The sequence below is a fragment of the Shewanella sp. SR1 genome (assembly GCF_020447145.1).
GTDB lineage: Bacteria > Pseudomonadota > Gammaproteobacteria > Enterobacterales > Shewanellaceae > Shewanella > Shewanella baltica.
In genome coordinates this window covers 54,098-68,576 of sequence record NZ_JAJAEF010000006.1, presented here as the reverse complement: position 1 = coordinate 68,576, position 14,479 = coordinate 54,098, and the positions used below count along the sequence as shown (strand labels likewise).

Genomic DNA, 14,479 nt, shown 5'->3' with positions numbered 1-14,479 from the left:
ATAAGTGAAGATTAAACGATTTTTTGCCAAAGACATGCGCGCCGCACTGGCCCAAGTGAAAGAAACACTCGGCTCAGATGCCGTCATTATGTCAAATAAGAAAGTGAATGGGGGCATCGAAATTGTCGCCGCCGTTGACTATGACGAACCTAAAGCGAAAACCGCAGCTACTGCGCCAGCGCCAACCTTTATGGACGTGAGTGACGACCTTGTGTCCTTGGGTGCTAAGCAGCCAGTACGAGTAGAAACCCGTGCTAAGCCAGCGGCACCTGCTGACTCATTACAAGCCTTGCTAGAGAAGCAACAAAGCCGTTTGAATCAACAAATGTCGCATCAGCAAGTTGATGCCGCGTTACCCGCATGGGCACAGGGGTTACAAGCGCCGGCAGCGGCAAAAGTGGAGCGTCGCGAAGCGCCTGCTACGTTTGATAAGAAGCCACAAACATCACAGAAACAAAGCGCTGATATTGAGGCAATGCGTGATGAGTTAGCCTCATTGCGTAATTTATTGACACACCAAGTGTCCTCTTTGATGACAGAACATAAAAAACGCATCGACCCCGTCGGTGCTATGCTCGAGGCCAAGTTACTTGAGGCTGAATTCTCTCCTGCGGTTGCGAATAAATTAGCGGCGCTGAGCCAACATTATACGCCTGCAGAATTAGTCAGAGCCTTACCTCAAAGTTTAGCTAATATGCTTGATAATCAAGGTGATGATATTGTTAAACAGGGCGGCGTGGTGGCATTGGTGGGGCCAACGGGTGTGGGTAAAACCACGTCGTTAGCGAAACTAGCAGCCCGTTTTGCTGCCCATCACGGTGCTGAGCATGTTGCTCTTATAACGACAGATCATTATCGCATCGGAGCCTATGAGCAATTAGCAACTTATGGGAAAATAATGGGCTGCCCAGTAAAGCAAGCTCATGATCTGAATGAATTAGAGCAAATTCTCTATCAGTTTAGGAATCGCAAGCTAGTATTGATAGATACGGCTGGCATGGGACAGCGAGATATGCGTCTTTACCAGCAACTTGATAATTTAACTGCAAATAGCAGGATACCTATCCGCAGTTATCTGGTACTGTCTGCGACAGGACAGCGCCGTGTGCTGCAAGATGCAGTCAATCATTTTAAACGCATTCCCCTATCTGGTGTCGTTCTCACAAAACTCGATGAATCTGTGTCGTTAGCAGGGGCATTAAGTGTGTTGATCCAAAACGGATTACCATTAAGTTATGTTACTGATGGACAAAGAGTTCCTGAAGATATGAAAGTTGCGGATACCTTAGATTTAGCCCAGCAGGCACTCGCAGCGTTAGATAGTACAGAACAACAATCATTACAAGACACAGCGTGGTCAGATAATATGGCCTGTGCATTTGAGTAGATTTATGACCCTGGATCAAGCAAGTGGTTTACGTATGATGAATCAACCCTATAACGAAAAAGTGAAAGTAATCGCGGTCACAGGTGGTAAAGGTGGCGTTGGTAAAACCAGCGTCTCAATTAATACAGCTGTGGCATTAGCCGAAAAAGGCAAGCGTGTCTTGGTACTTGATGCTGACCTTGGCTTAGCAAACGTCGATGTCATGCTGGGTATTCGTGCCGAGCGTAACCTCTCCCATGTTCTCTCTGGTGATGCAGAGCTTGACGATATTATCGTTCGTGGCCCTAAAGGGATTGGCATAGTGCCAGCCACTTCAGGAACACAAGGGATGGTGGAATTAAGCCCAGCGCAACATGCAGGGTTAATTCGTGCATTTAGTGAGATGCGGACTCAGTTTGATATTCTAGTCGTAGATACTGCTGCTGGGATTTCAGATATGGTGCTCAGTTTCTCACGTGCATCACAGGATGTGCTGGTCGTTGTTTGTGATGAACCGACATCAATTACCGATGCCTATGCCCTGATAAAAATCCTCAGCCGTGAGCATGGCGTGTTCCGTTTTAAAATAGTTGCCAATATGGTGCGTAGTTTACGCGAAGGTATGGAATTATTTGCTAAACTCAGTAAAGTGACCGACAGATTTTTGGATGTCGCCCTTGAATTGGTTGCAACAATCCCATTTGACGAAAACTTACGTAAATCAGTTCGTAAACAAAAATTGGTGGTTGAAGCGTATCCTAAATCACCAGCAGCGATTGCGTATCAAGGGTTGGCAAATAAAATTCTAAGCTGGCCTGTACCGCAGCAACCTGGTGGGCATTTGGAGTTTTTCGTTGAGCGTTTAGTACAACGACCAGATTTTCAAGAGGAAAAAACGAGTGAATAAAGCCGCTGCGTATACTTGTTTAGACAATAAATCGTCGATCGTTGAACAGTATGCTCCGTTGGTTAAAAGAATTGCGCATCATTTACTCGCCAGACTACCTGCCTCAGTGCAGTTAGATGATTTACTCCAAGCTGGGATGATGGGGTTATTAGAAGCATCATCCAAGTTTGATGGTGGCAAGGGTGCGAAATTTGAAACCTTCGCCGGCATACGCATACGTGGGGCCATGTTAGATGAAATTCGCCGCGGCGATTGGGTCCCTCGTTCCGTTCATCGTAACAACCGTAAGGTTGCACACGCTATAGATGAGTTAGAGCAAGCGCTGGGTCGTGATGCACGCGACACAGAAATTGCAGAAAAACTTGATATGACGCTCGATGAGTACCATCATATTCTTAACGATGTTTCTGTCGGAAAAATCATAGGGATAGAAGACTTAGGCGTATCTCAGGATATACTTACAGTGAGTGATCGGTCCGATGATGATTCATTTGAAGCATTAGCTGAGAACCAATTTCATTCTGCTCTGGTTGAGGCAATTAAATTATTGCCTGAAAGAGATGCATTAGTGTTATCCCTGTACTACGATGAAGCATTGAATTTAAAAGAGATTGGCGCCATTCTTGAAGTCAGTGAATCGCGGGTTAGCCAGATATTAAGTCAGGCAATGTTGCGATTGAAAGCTAAACTCAAGCACTGGACATAAGTATAATTATTAATCGAGCACAGAATGTCAGCTCACCGGAGGAAACCTTGGACAAGAATATGAAGATTCTCATTGTTGACGATTTTTCGACAATGAGGCGTATCATCAAGAACTTGTTGCGAGACTTGGGGTTTAACAACACCCAAGAAGCAGACGATGGCTCAACAGCCCTGCCGATGTTGCAAAAGGGGGATTTTGATTTTGTTGTTACAGATTGGAATATGCCCGGCATGCAAGGGATCGATCTGTTAAAAGCAATTCGCGCAGATGATTCGCTAAAGCATTTACCCGTATTAATGGTAACTGCTGAAGCAAAACGTGAACAGATTATTGCTGCCGCTCAAGCGGGAGTGAATGGATATGTGGTTAAGCCTTTTACCGCAGCAACGCTGAAAGAGAAGTTAGATAAAATATTCGAACGACTCGCTTGAGCAAGGATGAGCTATGAAGTCACAAACATCAGGGCTCATCACGCTCGAGCAAGCTCAGCACTTTGTTGAATTATTGAGTGCAGGTGAGCAAAGTCAGGCAGATGATTTATTTCGGGAGCTAGCAGCTCCACTGCAACGAGAATTATTCGAAGAGGTAGGGAAATTAACTCGGCAACTTCATAGTGCGCTGATGGATTTTCAAGTTGATAATCGTCTTTCTGAATTAGCCAATACAGAAATTCCCGATGCCAAGCAACGTTTAAATTACGTTATTGACATGACTGAACAAGCGGCAAATAAAACCATGGATGCGGTTGAAGAATGTTTACCTCTGGCCAATGCCGTAACGGTTAATATTCAAAAAGTCATGCCATCTTGGGACAAATTAATGCGACGCGAGATAGTCTTAAGTGAATTTAAGGTTCTTTGTCACGATGTCCAAGATCTTATGTCCCGTAGTTCAGACGACTCGATTCGATTACGTGAATTGCTGAATCAAATATTGATGGCGCAAGATTTTCAAGACTTAACAGGGCAAATGATACGCCGTGTTATTGATCTGGTAATGGAAGTTGAAAGTAATCTGGTTTCTATGCTGACGGTATTTGGTGAGCAGCCTATGATTGAAAGTCAGATTGCTCAGAAAAATAATATTGAAGCGGAAGGGCCGATAATGAATGCCGAACTTCGTCAAGATGTAGTAACGGGTCAAGACGAAGTGGATGATCTTCTATCGAGTCTGGGTTTCTAACTGGGAGTCAATTTGATGGCCTTTGATGTAGATGAAGAGATACTCCAGGACTTTTTAATCGAAGCCGGTGAAATTTTAGAGCTTCTGCAAGAGCAACTCGTTGCGCTTGAAAATAATCCTGATGACACAAACTTGCTAAACGCCATTTTCCGAGGGTTTCATACCGTTAAAGGTGGCGCAGGCTTTCTTAGCTTAACTCCCATGGTCGATGTGTGTCATGAGGCTGAAAATACCTTCGATCTATTGCGCACAGGCAAACGCAGCGTAAACGCAGAGCTGATGGATATTATTTTGCAGGCTGTTGATGCTATTAATACTATGTTCGCTCAAACGCAGCAGGGCGAACAACAAGATCCTGCTGAGTCAGGCCTGTTGGCTAGACTTAAAATGCTGAGTTCAGGTGCGCCATTGCCATCTGAAGTTGCGTCTGCAGAGGTGATAGAAGTTGTCGAACCAGAGCCTGTCGTTGAAGCCATTGTTGAAACTCCCGTCCGACAAGACATTCCCGCAGAGATAAGTAATAGCTCATCTTCAAGTATTGATGATATCAACGATGCTGAATTTGAAGCTTTGTTAGATGCGCTTCATGGCTCAGGAAAAGGCCCTGCGGCTGCTACCGCTGTGGCGTCTGAACCTGTGGTCGCTAAGCCAGCTGCGCCAGTTAAAGCGCCTTCAGCATCGGGTGATGACATCACTGATGATGAGTTTGAGGCATTGCTTGATGAACTGCATGGTTCAGGCAAGTTTAAAGCAGAGGAAGAAGTGCCAGCTAAACCAAAGGTCGCTTCGGCTCCCACGCCTCAACCGATAGTGGATGCCGATGAAATTACTGATGATGAGTTTGAAAGATTACTCGATGAACTCCATGGTAAAAATGCGGCCCCTGCAAAAGCAGAAGTAAAAGCGCCTACTGCACCAGTAACGCCTGCTTCGACTGCTGCACCTAAAGCCGCTGCGACTCCCACACCCGTAAAAGCTGCTGCGCCTGCTCCAGCTCCCGTTGTTGCCGCAAAACCGAAAGTGGACATTGCAGTTGTAGATAAAGCGCCAGCTAAAGCAAGTTCAGCAAATGTGCCTCAAGGTGAAACGACAGTACGTGTTGATACTGCACGACTCGACCAAATCATGAATATGGTGGGCGAGTTAGTGTTAGTGCGTAATCGATTAGTGAGCTTAGGTATCAGTCGTGATGATGAGGAAATGTCTAAGGCCCTTGCGAACTTAGATCTCGTGACTGCCGATTTGCAAGGCGCGGTGATGAAAACCCGTATGCAACCGATCAAGAAAGTGTTTGGTCGTTTCCCTCGAGTAGTACGTGATCTTGCGCGTACACTCAATAAAGAAATTGATTTGATCATGGTCGGTGAAGAAACCGATCTAGATAAAAACTTAGTTGAAGCGCTTGCCGATCCACTCGTCCACTTAGTGCGTAACTCGGTGGATCACGGTATTGAAATGCCAAGTGAGCGTGAAGCCAACGGCAAGCCGAGAACGGGTACGATTACCTTATCTGCAAGTCAGGAAGGTGACCATATACTGCTGAAAATCGAAGACGATGGCGCAGGTATGGACCCTGAGAAACTGAAAAAAATCGCGATAACGCGTGGTGTACTCGATGAAGATTCAGCTTCGCGGATGACTGACAGCGAAGCGTATAATTTGATTTTTGCGCCCGGTTTTTCAACTAAGGTCGAGATTTCAGATATTTCTGGTCGTGGCGTTGGGATGGACGTGGTAAAAACCCGTATCACTCAGCTTAACGGCACAGTGCATATTGATTCTATGAAAGGTAAGGGCACGATACTTGAGATTAAAGTACCGTTAACGCTGGCGATTATGCCAACCTTAATGGTTGATGTCGCTAAACAAGTGTTTGCATTACCTCTGTCTAGTGTGAACGAGATATTCCATCTCGATCTCACTAAGACCAATATCGTCGACGGACAACTCACCGTCATAGTGCGTAACAAGGCTGTGCCTTTGTTCTATTTGGAGCATTGGCTGCATAGAAATAAAACCACCTTTAAACATGGCGATAAAAAGCATGGTCATGTAGTGATTGTACAATTAGGTATGATGCAAATTGGTTTTGTGGTCGATGCCCTAATAGGCCAAGAAGAGGTGGTGATAAAACCTCTTGGCGCTATGTTACACGGCACTCCTGGGATGGCTGGCGCGACAATTACATCGGATGGTGGTATCGCACTGATCTTAGATGTCCCTGGATTGTTAAAGCATTATGCGAAAAGTAAGAATTAGTTTCCAAGCTAAGGAATGGAATGGCCATTAAAGTATTAGTCGTTGATGACTCAAGTTTTTTCAGACGACGTGTTAGTGAAATAGTCAATCAAGATCCTGAACTGGAAGTTATCGCGACGGCCTCAAATGGGGCCGAAGCGGTGAAGATGGCTGCTGAGCTTAATCCTCAAGTTATCACTATGGATATTGAGATGCCCGTGATGGATGGCATTACTGCCGTCCGTGAAATCATGGCTAAATGTCCGACTCCGATCTTGATGTTTTCTTCTTTAACCCATGATGGCGCTAAAGCAACGTTAGACGCTTTAGATGCTGGTGCGTTAGATTTTCTACCTAAACGTTTTGAAGACATTGCTACCAATAAAGATGATGCTATTTTATTGTTGCAGCAGAGAGTTAAGGCATTGGGACGCCGCAGAATGTTTCGTCCTATTGCACGTCCTGTCGTAGCTTCAACACCTAGCGTGCGTCCAACAAGTAGCGTTTTAGGGACAACGAGTATAGCGTCGCATACTTCAGCCACTGCTCCTGTGAGGACCTCAACTGCAGCGTCGATTCGTGCAAGTGGTAAGCAGTATAAGTTACTGCTGATCGGCACATCTACTGGTGGTCCAGTTGCCTTGCAAAAAATTCTTACCCAATTCCCGGCAAACTATCCGCATCCGATTTTATTAATTCAGCATATGCCCGCAGCTTTTACGCCAGCATTTGCAAGTCGTTTGAATGGCTTATGTAAAATTGAAGTAAAAGAGGCTGCTAATGGCGATCTTCTTAAACCGGGTTGTGCGTATTTAGCGCCTGGCGGTATGCAAATGATGGTTGAACGCACTGGAGGCAGTGGTCGATTAAAGGTCATCGCTGGTAGTGCGGACATGAACTATAAGCCTTGTGTTGATATCACCTTTGCTTCTGCCTCTAAAGCCTTTAGCGGTGACGTACTTGCCGTTGTGTTAACCGGTATGGGCGCGGATGGCAGAGAAGGTGCCCGCATGTTGAAAGCGGTCGGTGCGACCATTTGGGCACAGGATGAAGCCAGTTGTGTGGTTTATGGTATGCCACAGGCTGTTGCCAGCGCGGGTATTGCAACTCAGTCCATTGCCTTAGACAACATGGCTGAATGCATTTTAAAAGAGTCTGTTCGTGTCTAAGAGTCAAAATCCGATGAGCACAAATAGTGTGCTCATCATCTTGCTGATGGCTATTGCCATTTTGTGTCTTGGCGCCTTGAGTCTCGATTATCGGCACAAAAATAGTTTGTTGCGAGAAGACATAAAGCGTTTGGAATCGACTCAGGTGCTGTTAATGGTCCCTGATGAACAAGCTGAGGCTATTGCAACCTGGTTAGCGTCTCACCCTGATCAGACTAAAGCTATGCTGCAATTCGCTGCTCCTGGTGAGCAAAAGGCTGTTGCGATAGGTCCTGAACCTACGCAGATTGGCATTCCGCCTTTGTTGGGTAAGCAAAGTGCAGCGATGGATACGGCGAAGGATAACGCTAATCAGCAACCTTTAGTCCCGCCGACACTGCTGCAGACGCCAGAAGCAGAAGTTAAGGCTGCTACTTCGCCAATGGAACCGAAAAATGCACAGATGCTACCTGTGGTGATTTCTGAAAATGCCGATGGTGTTAAAGTGATTAGTTTACCGAATGGTGGTATTCGAGTAACGACGAGAAAAGAGCAGTAACCTTTGGAATGTGTGGGCTCAATATTCTCATTCATTAGCATTTAATCAATTAATATGGGGGTCACTTCTTGAAAGTCTGGACCATAGCGAATCAAAAAGGTGGCGTAGGTAAAACCACAACGGTAGCGAGTTTAGCGGGAACATTGGCTAAGCGCGGCAAGCGTGTGCTTATGATAGACACCGATCCACACGCTTCGCTAGGTTATTACTTAGGCATTGATTCTGAAGAGGTTCCTGGCTCTTTATTTGATGTGTTTCTGGCCCATAAAAGCCTTTCCAAAGAACTCGTTTTATCCCATGTAGTACCAACCTTGGTCGATGGTCTCGATTTATTGCCTGCCACTATGGCACTTGCAACGTTGGACAGAGCCTTAGGTCATCAAGAGGGGATGGGATTAGTACTGCGTAATTTATTAGCGCTAGTTGCTGATGATTATGATGTGGCTATCGTTGATTGCCCCCCCGTACTTGGCGTTTTAATGGTAAATGCCCTTGCGGCAAGTCAGCATATTATTATTCCCGTGCAGACTGAGTTTCTTGCCATTAAAGGGCTAGAGCGGATGATTAAAACGATGGAGTTGATGGGGCGATCGAAGAAGACGCGTTACAGCTACACCGTCGTGCCCACTATGTACGATAAACGTACCAAGGCATCACCCGCCGCTTTGCAAGTGCTTGGCGCAGAATACAGTGAGACCCTGTGGAAGGACGTTATTCCTGTCGACACTAAGTTTAGAGATGCCAGTTTGGCACATTTACCAGCATCGCATTATGCGAGTGGTTGTCGTGGCGTCAAAGCCTATGAAAGATTATTAGATTTCTTATTAGTTGGGGAGTTTGGCCATGTCAAAATCGGTTGATGAAACTGTTTTTGATTTTTTCGCATTATTGCTGCAGGAAGACGACACTCCAAGTCAGGTTGTTTCCTCTCAAAGCATTGTAACAGCAGACTCAAATCAAAATGTGGCCGTTAATCAAACGGAGGCTGCATTACTTGATGCCGCAATCTTGGCTGAAAATGGTCGTACGACCGCATCACAAGCTCTAGATAGGACGATAACGCCGGCGGTACAGTTGCAGCCAAAAGCAACGCCAAGACAACATGAGTTTGTTGCTCCAGTGAGTAAGATTGCTTCTCAAGTGAACAAGCAAGCGCTAGAAAAATTGTTGGCGCCTGTACTTAAGACTCAAACATTAGCACCGACGCCACCTCTTGTTGAAGTTACGCCTGCAGTTGATGTTCAACCCGTTGTGGTGGAAGTACCGCAAGCCAAGCCTGTTAATGATGAAGCGGTTGTTGATGATATAATTGCTGAAAAAGTCGTTGAGGCAGTGGTTGTGCCCGAAACACAAGTCGGCATTACGCCTCCTAGCGTGACAAAAGATTTGCAAGAAGTGCTCGATGATGAGTTTCAGGTACTATTCTTTAAAGTAGCAGGGCTGACATTGGCGGTGCCTTTGGTCAGTTTAGGCGGAATAGTTAAAATTGAGCGGATAAACCACATCTTTGGCCGACCCGCATGGTTTCTCGGTGTACAGACGCATAGGGAGGAGCAATTGAACATTGTTGACACTTGTGCGTGGGTTATGCCAGAAAAATACTCAGATAAACTGGCGCAATCGGTAAATTATCAATATCTTGTATTATTAGAAGGTAGTAACTGGGGATTAACTTGTGAGTCCTTGGTCAATGCGGTAAAAATTAATAAATCGCAAGTCAACTGGCGTAGTCAAGCAGGCAAGCGCCCTTGGTTAGCGGGTGTAGTGAAAGAGCAGATGTGTGGCATTTTGCACGTACAAGCCTTAGTTGAAATGCTTAATGCGGGTTTAGGTTGTCAGGACTCAATTGGTTGAGGTAAACATGAAAGATACAAGAAATGTAGCAGCAGTTGCTGCAAGTAAAGATGATGCAGTATTACAATGGGTTACCTTTAAGTTAGACCATGAAACTTACGGTATCAATGTAATGCAAGTGCAGGAAGTATTGCGTTACACTGAAATCGCTCCCGTGCCCGGTGCGCCTTATTACGTATTAGGCATCATTAACTTACGTGGTAACGTTGTTACAGTTATTGATACCCGTTCACGCTTTGGATTGCAGTCTGCCGAAGTTGATGACTCAACTCGAATCGTTATCATCGAAGCTGAAAAGCAAGTCATTGGCATCTTAGTGGATAGTGTTGCCGAAGTGGTTTATTTACGCCGCTCAGAAATCGACAATGCACCAAATGTCGGAACGGAAGAGAGTGCTAAATTCATTCAAGGTGTGAGTAATCGCGACAATGAATTACTCATCTTAGTCGATCTCGACAAGTTATTATCCGATGAAGAATGGGCCGAATTGACTCAGATTTAATCAATTAGCGAGATAAGGCTGAATGATATCAATTCATTCAGCTATTTTGTGTATTTGCGAATAAATCGATGATTCTAAGTCTTTATGATTTATGGATAGACAAAGTATTTTATCGCGGTTTGAACAATGGCTAATGATATTGAGTCATTTAAGTACAGCACTTTGGAATAGATAACTCAGTTGGAATGCCTGCTAATTTATGGCTATGAGTGAGTATAAGGATTTTTAATGGGCGATGAATTTTTGATCGCAGCGTTAGTCTATGTCATCGCATGCTTAGGATTAGTACTCTTTTTACAAAAACAATTGAGCAAACTAAGAAGCAAGGTTGAAGCATTAACCGTTTTAGTCAAAGAAGGTGATCGTCAGCGAGAGTCGTTTAAGCGTGAGTTGCAAGAGTTGCGCAGTGGCACTATCGGAGTCGGTCGGCGTGTGATTGAGTTAGAAAAACGCCTACTTCAGCAGTCGGAACGGATTGAAGAGACGACTCAGCAGGATCCACAGGCAAAGCTTTATACTCGAGCCATGAAAATGGTGGCGCTTGGCGCTGGTGTGGATGAGTTGATTAAAGAATGCGAACTACCCAAAGCGGAAGCTGAGCTATTGATCCGACTTCATCGCAAATGATCGCATAGAATTGATAGTGATACTTTGTTTAACCCTCAAAGCTAATTTGCCAAAATTAGCTTTTTATTTTATGCCTTCTCAACAATTTTTTGATGCATATTATTCCATTGCTCGGGAAACTTACCGTCGAGCATATACACAAATGCGATCAGTTCGGCAATAAGCAGATAAAGCTCCTTAGGAATTTCCTCTCCTAACTCTAACAACTGTAGAAAATGGCTTAGATGGGGATCTTGATGGATATACACGCCGTTAGCCTTGGCTAACGCAATAATCTCTTCTGCGATAAGCCCTTCACCAGTCGCCACAATTTTAGGCGCGTTACGACCATCGTAGCTCAGCGCGACAGCTTGTTTCGGTTCACTCTCTTCGCTCATTTGATTCTTCCTAAAATTAGATGATGAATTCGATGTCCGCTTAGGTATTTTTTCTAGCTAAGCTTTTGTCTTTACGAGGAAATGATCTCCGGGTAATAAGGTTGCTGGCACTTGCGCTATTTGCGTTGAGAGCTCACCAGGCGTAAACCCTAGCTGTGACAGTTTTTGGCTTAAGGGCGTTAAAAAGTTATTGACCTTATTAAGTAGCATTTGGCTATTGCCTTTAAACTGGATATCCAATTGTTGATTGTGCTGTTGCGCTGCAATCAGTAGCGGACCTTGTGCTAGATTAAATTTGAGCTGTAAACGCCATCCGGCTTTTTTCTCTGGATCATCAGGATCCGCTTCTTGCTCAAATTTCCCTTCCAGTTGCTCATGACGTTGGTTAATGCCATAGGGCAGGGCAAAGAACCACACTAAATTGCCCGCGCTCTCATTGCTTGCCTGTTGGTATAAATGCAAGTTAGAGGCTAGTTGTCCCATGCTATCAAGGCCGCCAGCTTTGCTCAGTTGGCCAAGTTGTTTAGTGGAAAAGCCAACTTTGGCTTGCAGTTGATCAAGATAATCTGCGAGCTTCTTACTCATTGAATTCGAACTATTATTAGCTTTAAAGCCTAGTAGCAGTTGAAATAGTGAGGTAATCGCACTCGCATTCATAAACATTGAGGCTTGATTTGACTGAGGTGCGGCAAGGTTAAGACTTGCTAGTCCGAGAATATTGGCTTTAAGCTCATCTAAATCATTTAGCTGGCTCAGTGGTGGTAATCCTATATGCGGTAAGTGCTTTAACAACTCTGATGCTAAATTTGAGCTGTTATTAGAACGAGATAGTTCAACAGGAAGTGCTCCCGCTTTATTGAATGCTTTTTGCAAAACATCAGCAACCTTCATAGTGCTGTCAGTTTTAGCGTCACTCGCTTGTTGTTCATTCTTTTGACCACTGGAACCTAAAATATGACTAAGCTTGTTTACGTCTGCTGGATTTGCCCCAAGAGTTTCTTGAGGCGTTTTGCCTACTGCAGCCGCAATGTCTTGCGACAATGCACTCTTACTATTTGTTTCGGTACTGATTGGTGATGGCAGAGATTGACTTGCAAGCCGATTTACATTCTCTGAGTTTTGAGCACTGACTGGAAGGCCTTGTTCTAAACCTTTAGGTATTGGCGTTATGGCTTGCGCATTGAAAGTATTGGGAGAACTGGCTGAATTAGAAGTATGAGGAGCATCGATTTTAACTTGAGCTTGTATGGTATCGACTTTGGGCGCGATGGTTTGTTTTGTCGGCTCAGGTAAAGAAACGATAGTTTCAAGTTTTTTTAAAAAGGAGGCGATGATCTGAACCGGTTCGACTTTGGCGATCACAATGTCAGAAGACGATTTATTTGTGGGAACCTGAGTTTCATTTACTTGCGCCCCAATAACGATTTCGAGTTTGCTCTGTATTGGGGTGAGTAATAAAATAGGGCGCCCTTGCTGAAAGGTTATTTTTGCTAAGAATTCTCCTTGATTCAGCTGAGGTCCAGGATCTTGTGCTACAACGGTGCCATTAGCAAATTGAAACGCTTTGTTAATAATGGTGACGTTTGGTAATGGATAGCCTTGAGTACGAGCCGCAAGAGCTGAAAGCTGTGCCTGAGATATGCCATTTTGTTGCGCCAAATTAATAACAGCCTCAGGGACTTTCAGCGCAATAGGCGTGGCTAAGGCAAGCAATTGGCTGGTGGTATCTTGAGTCGCTGCAGCTGTCGGTGGAGTATTTTGCTTATTGGGCGTGACTAGAAAAGCATTAGCCGTCAATAATATTTGCCGCTGCTGAGCGTTAACAAGCTTTAAATTATATTCTGTACCGTTTAGAATAATACTATCTCCCTCAGGGGAGGTTTGCACCTGAGCAGGAATGGCACGCGGAGTAGCACTGAGAGCATCAGCTTGGGCTGTCGCAGTGTGTAACTGCGGATTTTGACTGCTAACAAGTGGAATCGACTCCATTTAGTGACCTTATATAGTTTATCTGGCGATATATTCGTTTAGTAAAATTAACAATTGACCAATTTTTTTTGCCAAGTATGCTTATGCGCCTTGTGACAACGGAACTGTCATACTGGATAGTATGCCACTAAGACGAATTATCTTTATATCGTCATTTTTGTATTGTCACTTTAGCGAAAACTTGATGCCTAAGCTGTACATTTATATTAAGAGAGCGATATGAAGTTAAAATGGATGGGGTTATCTTTGGGGTTAATGCTGTTGCCTAAAGTGCAAGCGGCTGAAGTGCCCGTATCAGATACCATTCCGCAGGAAGCACCTGCTAAGGTACAAATCACCTATGATGATCCCCGCGACCCGTTCGAAGGGTTTAACCGTGCGATGTGGGATTTTAACTATCTCTTTTTAGATAGATATTTATATCGTCCTGTTGCCCATGGTTATAACGATTACATACCTATGCCTGCTAAAACAGGCGTCAATAATTTTGTGCAGAATTTAGAAGAACCTAGCAGCTTGGTAAACAATGTGCTGCAGGGAAAGTGGGTCTGGGCGGCGAATGCCGGTGGACGCTTTACCATCAACTCTACAGTCGGTTTATTAGGTGTCATTGACGTCGCAGATATGATGGGTATGAGCCGTAAGCAAGATGAGTTTAACGAAGTACTTGGTTATTATGGCGTGCCTAATGGACCATACTTCATGGCGCCGTTTGCGGGTCCTTACGTCGTGCGAGAACTCGCGTCTGATTGGGTTGATGGTCTATACTTTCCCTTGTCTGAGTTAACAATGTGGCAAACCATTGTTAAATGGGGACTTAAAAATCTTCATTCCAGAGCGTCTGCGATCGATCAAGAACGACTCGTTGATAATGCACTCGATCCTTATGCCTTTGTCAAAGATGCGTATTTACAACACATGGACTATAAAGTCTATGATGGTAATGTTCCTCAAAAACAAGATGATGATGAGTTACTCGATCAGTATATGCAGGAGCTTGAGTAACTCTCTAGGCCGTACTTGA

General features: G+C 44.6%; 15 protein-coding genes. 13 read left to right on the top strand and 2 right to left on the bottom strand.

Going from position 1 to position 14,479, the window contains the following annotated elements:
- Positions 1-4 precede the first annotated feature (4 nt).
- From flhF to KV201_RS07185, 12 genes are all read left to right on the top strand, one after another.
- The gene (gene flhF / locus KV201_RS07240; protein ID WP_126491522.1) at positions 5-1,387 is read left to right on the top strand and encodes a flagellar biosynthesis protein FlhF; all 1,383 of its coding nucleotides are present in this window, start codon (positions 5-7) and stop codon (positions 1,385-1,387) included.
- Positions 1,388-1,391: 4 nt separating this feature from the next.
- Positions 1,392-2,273 carry a MinD/ParA family protein gene (locus KV201_RS07235; RefSeq protein WP_006082389.1) on the top strand — a complete coding sequence of 294 codons (882 nt, stop codon included), beginning with the start codon at positions 1,392-1,394 and terminating at the stop codon, positions 2,271-2,273.
- Positions 2,266-2,979, top strand: coding sequence for an RNA polymerase sigma factor FliA (locus KV201_RS07230; RefSeq protein ID WP_006082388.1), 714 nt, complete (start codon positions 2,266-2,268; stop codon positions 2,977-2,979). Before KV201_RS07235 ends, KV201_RS07230 begins: the two co-directional genes overlap by 8 nt.
- Before the next feature lie 47 nt (positions 2,980-3,026).
- Positions 3,027-3,410, top strand: a complete 384-nt coding sequence (gene cheY, locus KV201_RS07225) for a chemotaxis response regulator CheY (RefSeq protein WP_007649667.1) — start codon at positions 3,027-3,029, stop codon at positions 3,408-3,410.
- 13 nt (positions 3,411-3,423) lie between these two features.
- A complete protein-coding gene (locus KV201_RS07220; RefSeq protein WP_071939670.1) occupies positions 3,424-4,161 on the top strand; it encodes a protein phosphatase CheZ in 738 nt (245 codons plus the stop codon).
- Between the two features lie 15 nt (positions 4,162-4,176).
- Positions 4,177-6,420: a chemotaxis protein CheA gene (locus tag KV201_RS07215; protein ID WP_226058937.1), complete on the top strand. Its 2,244-nt coding sequence runs from the start codon at positions 4,177-4,179 to the stop codon at positions 6,418-6,420.
- A 20-nt stretch (positions 6,421-6,440) separates the two neighbouring features.
- Positions 6,441-7,568 (top strand): chemotaxis response regulator protein-glutamate methylesterase, encoded by a 1,128-nt coding sequence (locus tag KV201_RS07210; protein ID WP_006082384.1) that lies wholly within the window; start codon positions 6,441-6,443, stop codon positions 7,566-7,568.
- 13 nt (positions 7,569-7,581) lie between these two features.
- Positions 7,582-8,106 (top strand): membrane anchored protein in chemotaxis locus, encoded by a 525-nt coding sequence (locus KV201_RS07205; protein ID WP_226058936.1) that lies wholly within the window; start codon positions 7,582-7,584, stop codon positions 8,104-8,106.
- Between the two features lie 68 nt (positions 8,107-8,174).
- Positions 8,175-8,966, top strand: a complete 792-nt coding sequence (locus KV201_RS07200) for a ParA family protein (RefSeq protein WP_006082382.1) — start codon at positions 8,175-8,177, stop codon at positions 8,964-8,966.
- Positions 8,950-9,960: a chemotaxis protein CheW gene (locus KV201_RS07195; protein ID WP_226058935.1), complete on the top strand. Its 1,011-nt coding sequence runs from the start codon at positions 8,950-8,952 to the stop codon at positions 9,958-9,960. Before KV201_RS07200 ends, KV201_RS07195 begins: the two co-directional genes overlap by 17 nt.
- Positions 9,961-9,967: 7 nt before the next feature.
- Positions 9,968-10,462 carry a chemotaxis protein CheW gene (locus KV201_RS07190; protein WP_006082380.1) on the top strand — a complete coding sequence of 165 codons (495 nt, stop codon included), beginning with the start codon at positions 9,968-9,970 and terminating at the stop codon, positions 10,460-10,462.
- A gap of 228 nt (positions 10,463-10,690) precedes the next feature.
- Positions 10,691-11,089 carry a DUF2802 domain-containing protein gene (locus KV201_RS07185; protein WP_006082379.1) on the top strand — a complete coding sequence of 133 codons (399 nt, stop codon included), beginning with the start codon at positions 10,691-10,693 and terminating at the stop codon, positions 11,087-11,089.
- A 68-nt stretch (positions 11,090-11,157) separates the two neighbouring features.
- Here KV201_RS07185 and KV201_RS07180 read toward each other — a convergent pair whose 3' ends face one another.
- Positions 11,158-11,466, bottom strand: a complete 309-nt coding sequence (locus tag KV201_RS07180; protein WP_006082378.1) for an EscU/YscU/HrcU family type III secretion system export apparatus switch protein — start codon at positions 11,464-11,466, stop codon at positions 11,158-11,160.
- A 57-nt stretch (positions 11,467-11,523) separates the two neighbouring features.
- A complete protein-coding gene (locus tag KV201_RS07175) occupies positions 11,524-13,455 on the bottom strand; it encodes a hypothetical protein (protein WP_226058934.1) in 1,932 nt (643 codons plus the stop codon).
- 219 nt (positions 13,456-13,674) lie between these two features.
- On the opposite strand from KV201_RS07175, the gene KV201_RS07170 reads away from it, so the two are divergent.
- The gene (locus KV201_RS07170; protein ID WP_226058933.1) at positions 13,675-14,460 is read left to right on the top strand and encodes a VacJ family lipoprotein; all 786 of its coding nucleotides are present in this window, start codon (positions 13,675-13,677) and stop codon (positions 14,458-14,460) included.
- Positions 14,461-14,479: the final 19 nt, after the last annotated feature.

What these genes read in the sequence shown, in the direction of transcription:
- KV201_RS07235 (WP_006082389.1), top strand. Translation starts at nt 1,392, where the DNA reads ATGACCCTGGATCAAGCAAGTGGTTTACGTATGATGAATCAACCCTAT.
- KV201_RS07220 (WP_071939670.1), top strand. Translation starts at nt 3,424, where the DNA reads ATGAAGTCACAAACATCAGGGCTCATCACGCTCGAGCAAGCTCAGCAC.
- KV201_RS07215 (WP_226058937.1), top strand. Translation starts at nt 4,177, where the DNA reads ATGGCCTTTGATGTAGATGAAGAGATACTCCAGGACTTTTTAATCGAA.
- KV201_RS07210 (WP_006082384.1), top strand. Translation starts at nt 6,441, where the DNA reads ATGGCCATTAAAGTATTAGTCGTTGATGACTCAAGTTTTTTCAGACGA.
- KV201_RS07205 (WP_226058936.1), top strand. Translation starts at nt 7,582, where the DNA reads ATGAGCACAAATAGTGTGCTCATCATCTTGCTGATGGCTATTGCCATT.
- KV201_RS07195 (WP_226058935.1), top strand. Translation starts at nt 8,950, where the DNA reads ATGTCAAAATCGGTTGATGAAACTGTTTTTGATTTTTTCGCATTATTG.
- KV201_RS07190 (WP_006082380.1), top strand. Translation starts at nt 9,968, where the DNA reads ATGAAAGATACAAGAAATGTAGCAGCAGTTGCTGCAAGTAAAGATGAT.
- KV201_RS07185 (WP_006082379.1), top strand. Translation starts at nt 10,691, where the DNA reads ATGGGCGATGAATTTTTGATCGCAGCGTTAGTCTATGTCATCGCATGC.
- KV201_RS07180 (WP_006082378.1), bottom strand. Translation starts at nt 11,466, where the DNA reads ATGAGCGAAGAGAGTGAACCGAAACAAGCTGTCGCGCTGAGCTACGAT.
- KV201_RS07175 (WP_226058934.1), bottom strand. Translation starts at nt 13,455, where the DNA reads ATGGAGTCGATTCCACTTGTTAGCAGTCAAAATCCGCAGTTACACACT.
- KV201_RS07170 (WP_226058933.1), top strand. Translation starts at nt 13,675, where the DNA reads ATGAAGTTAAAATGGATGGGGTTATCTTTGGGGTTAATGCTGTTGCCT.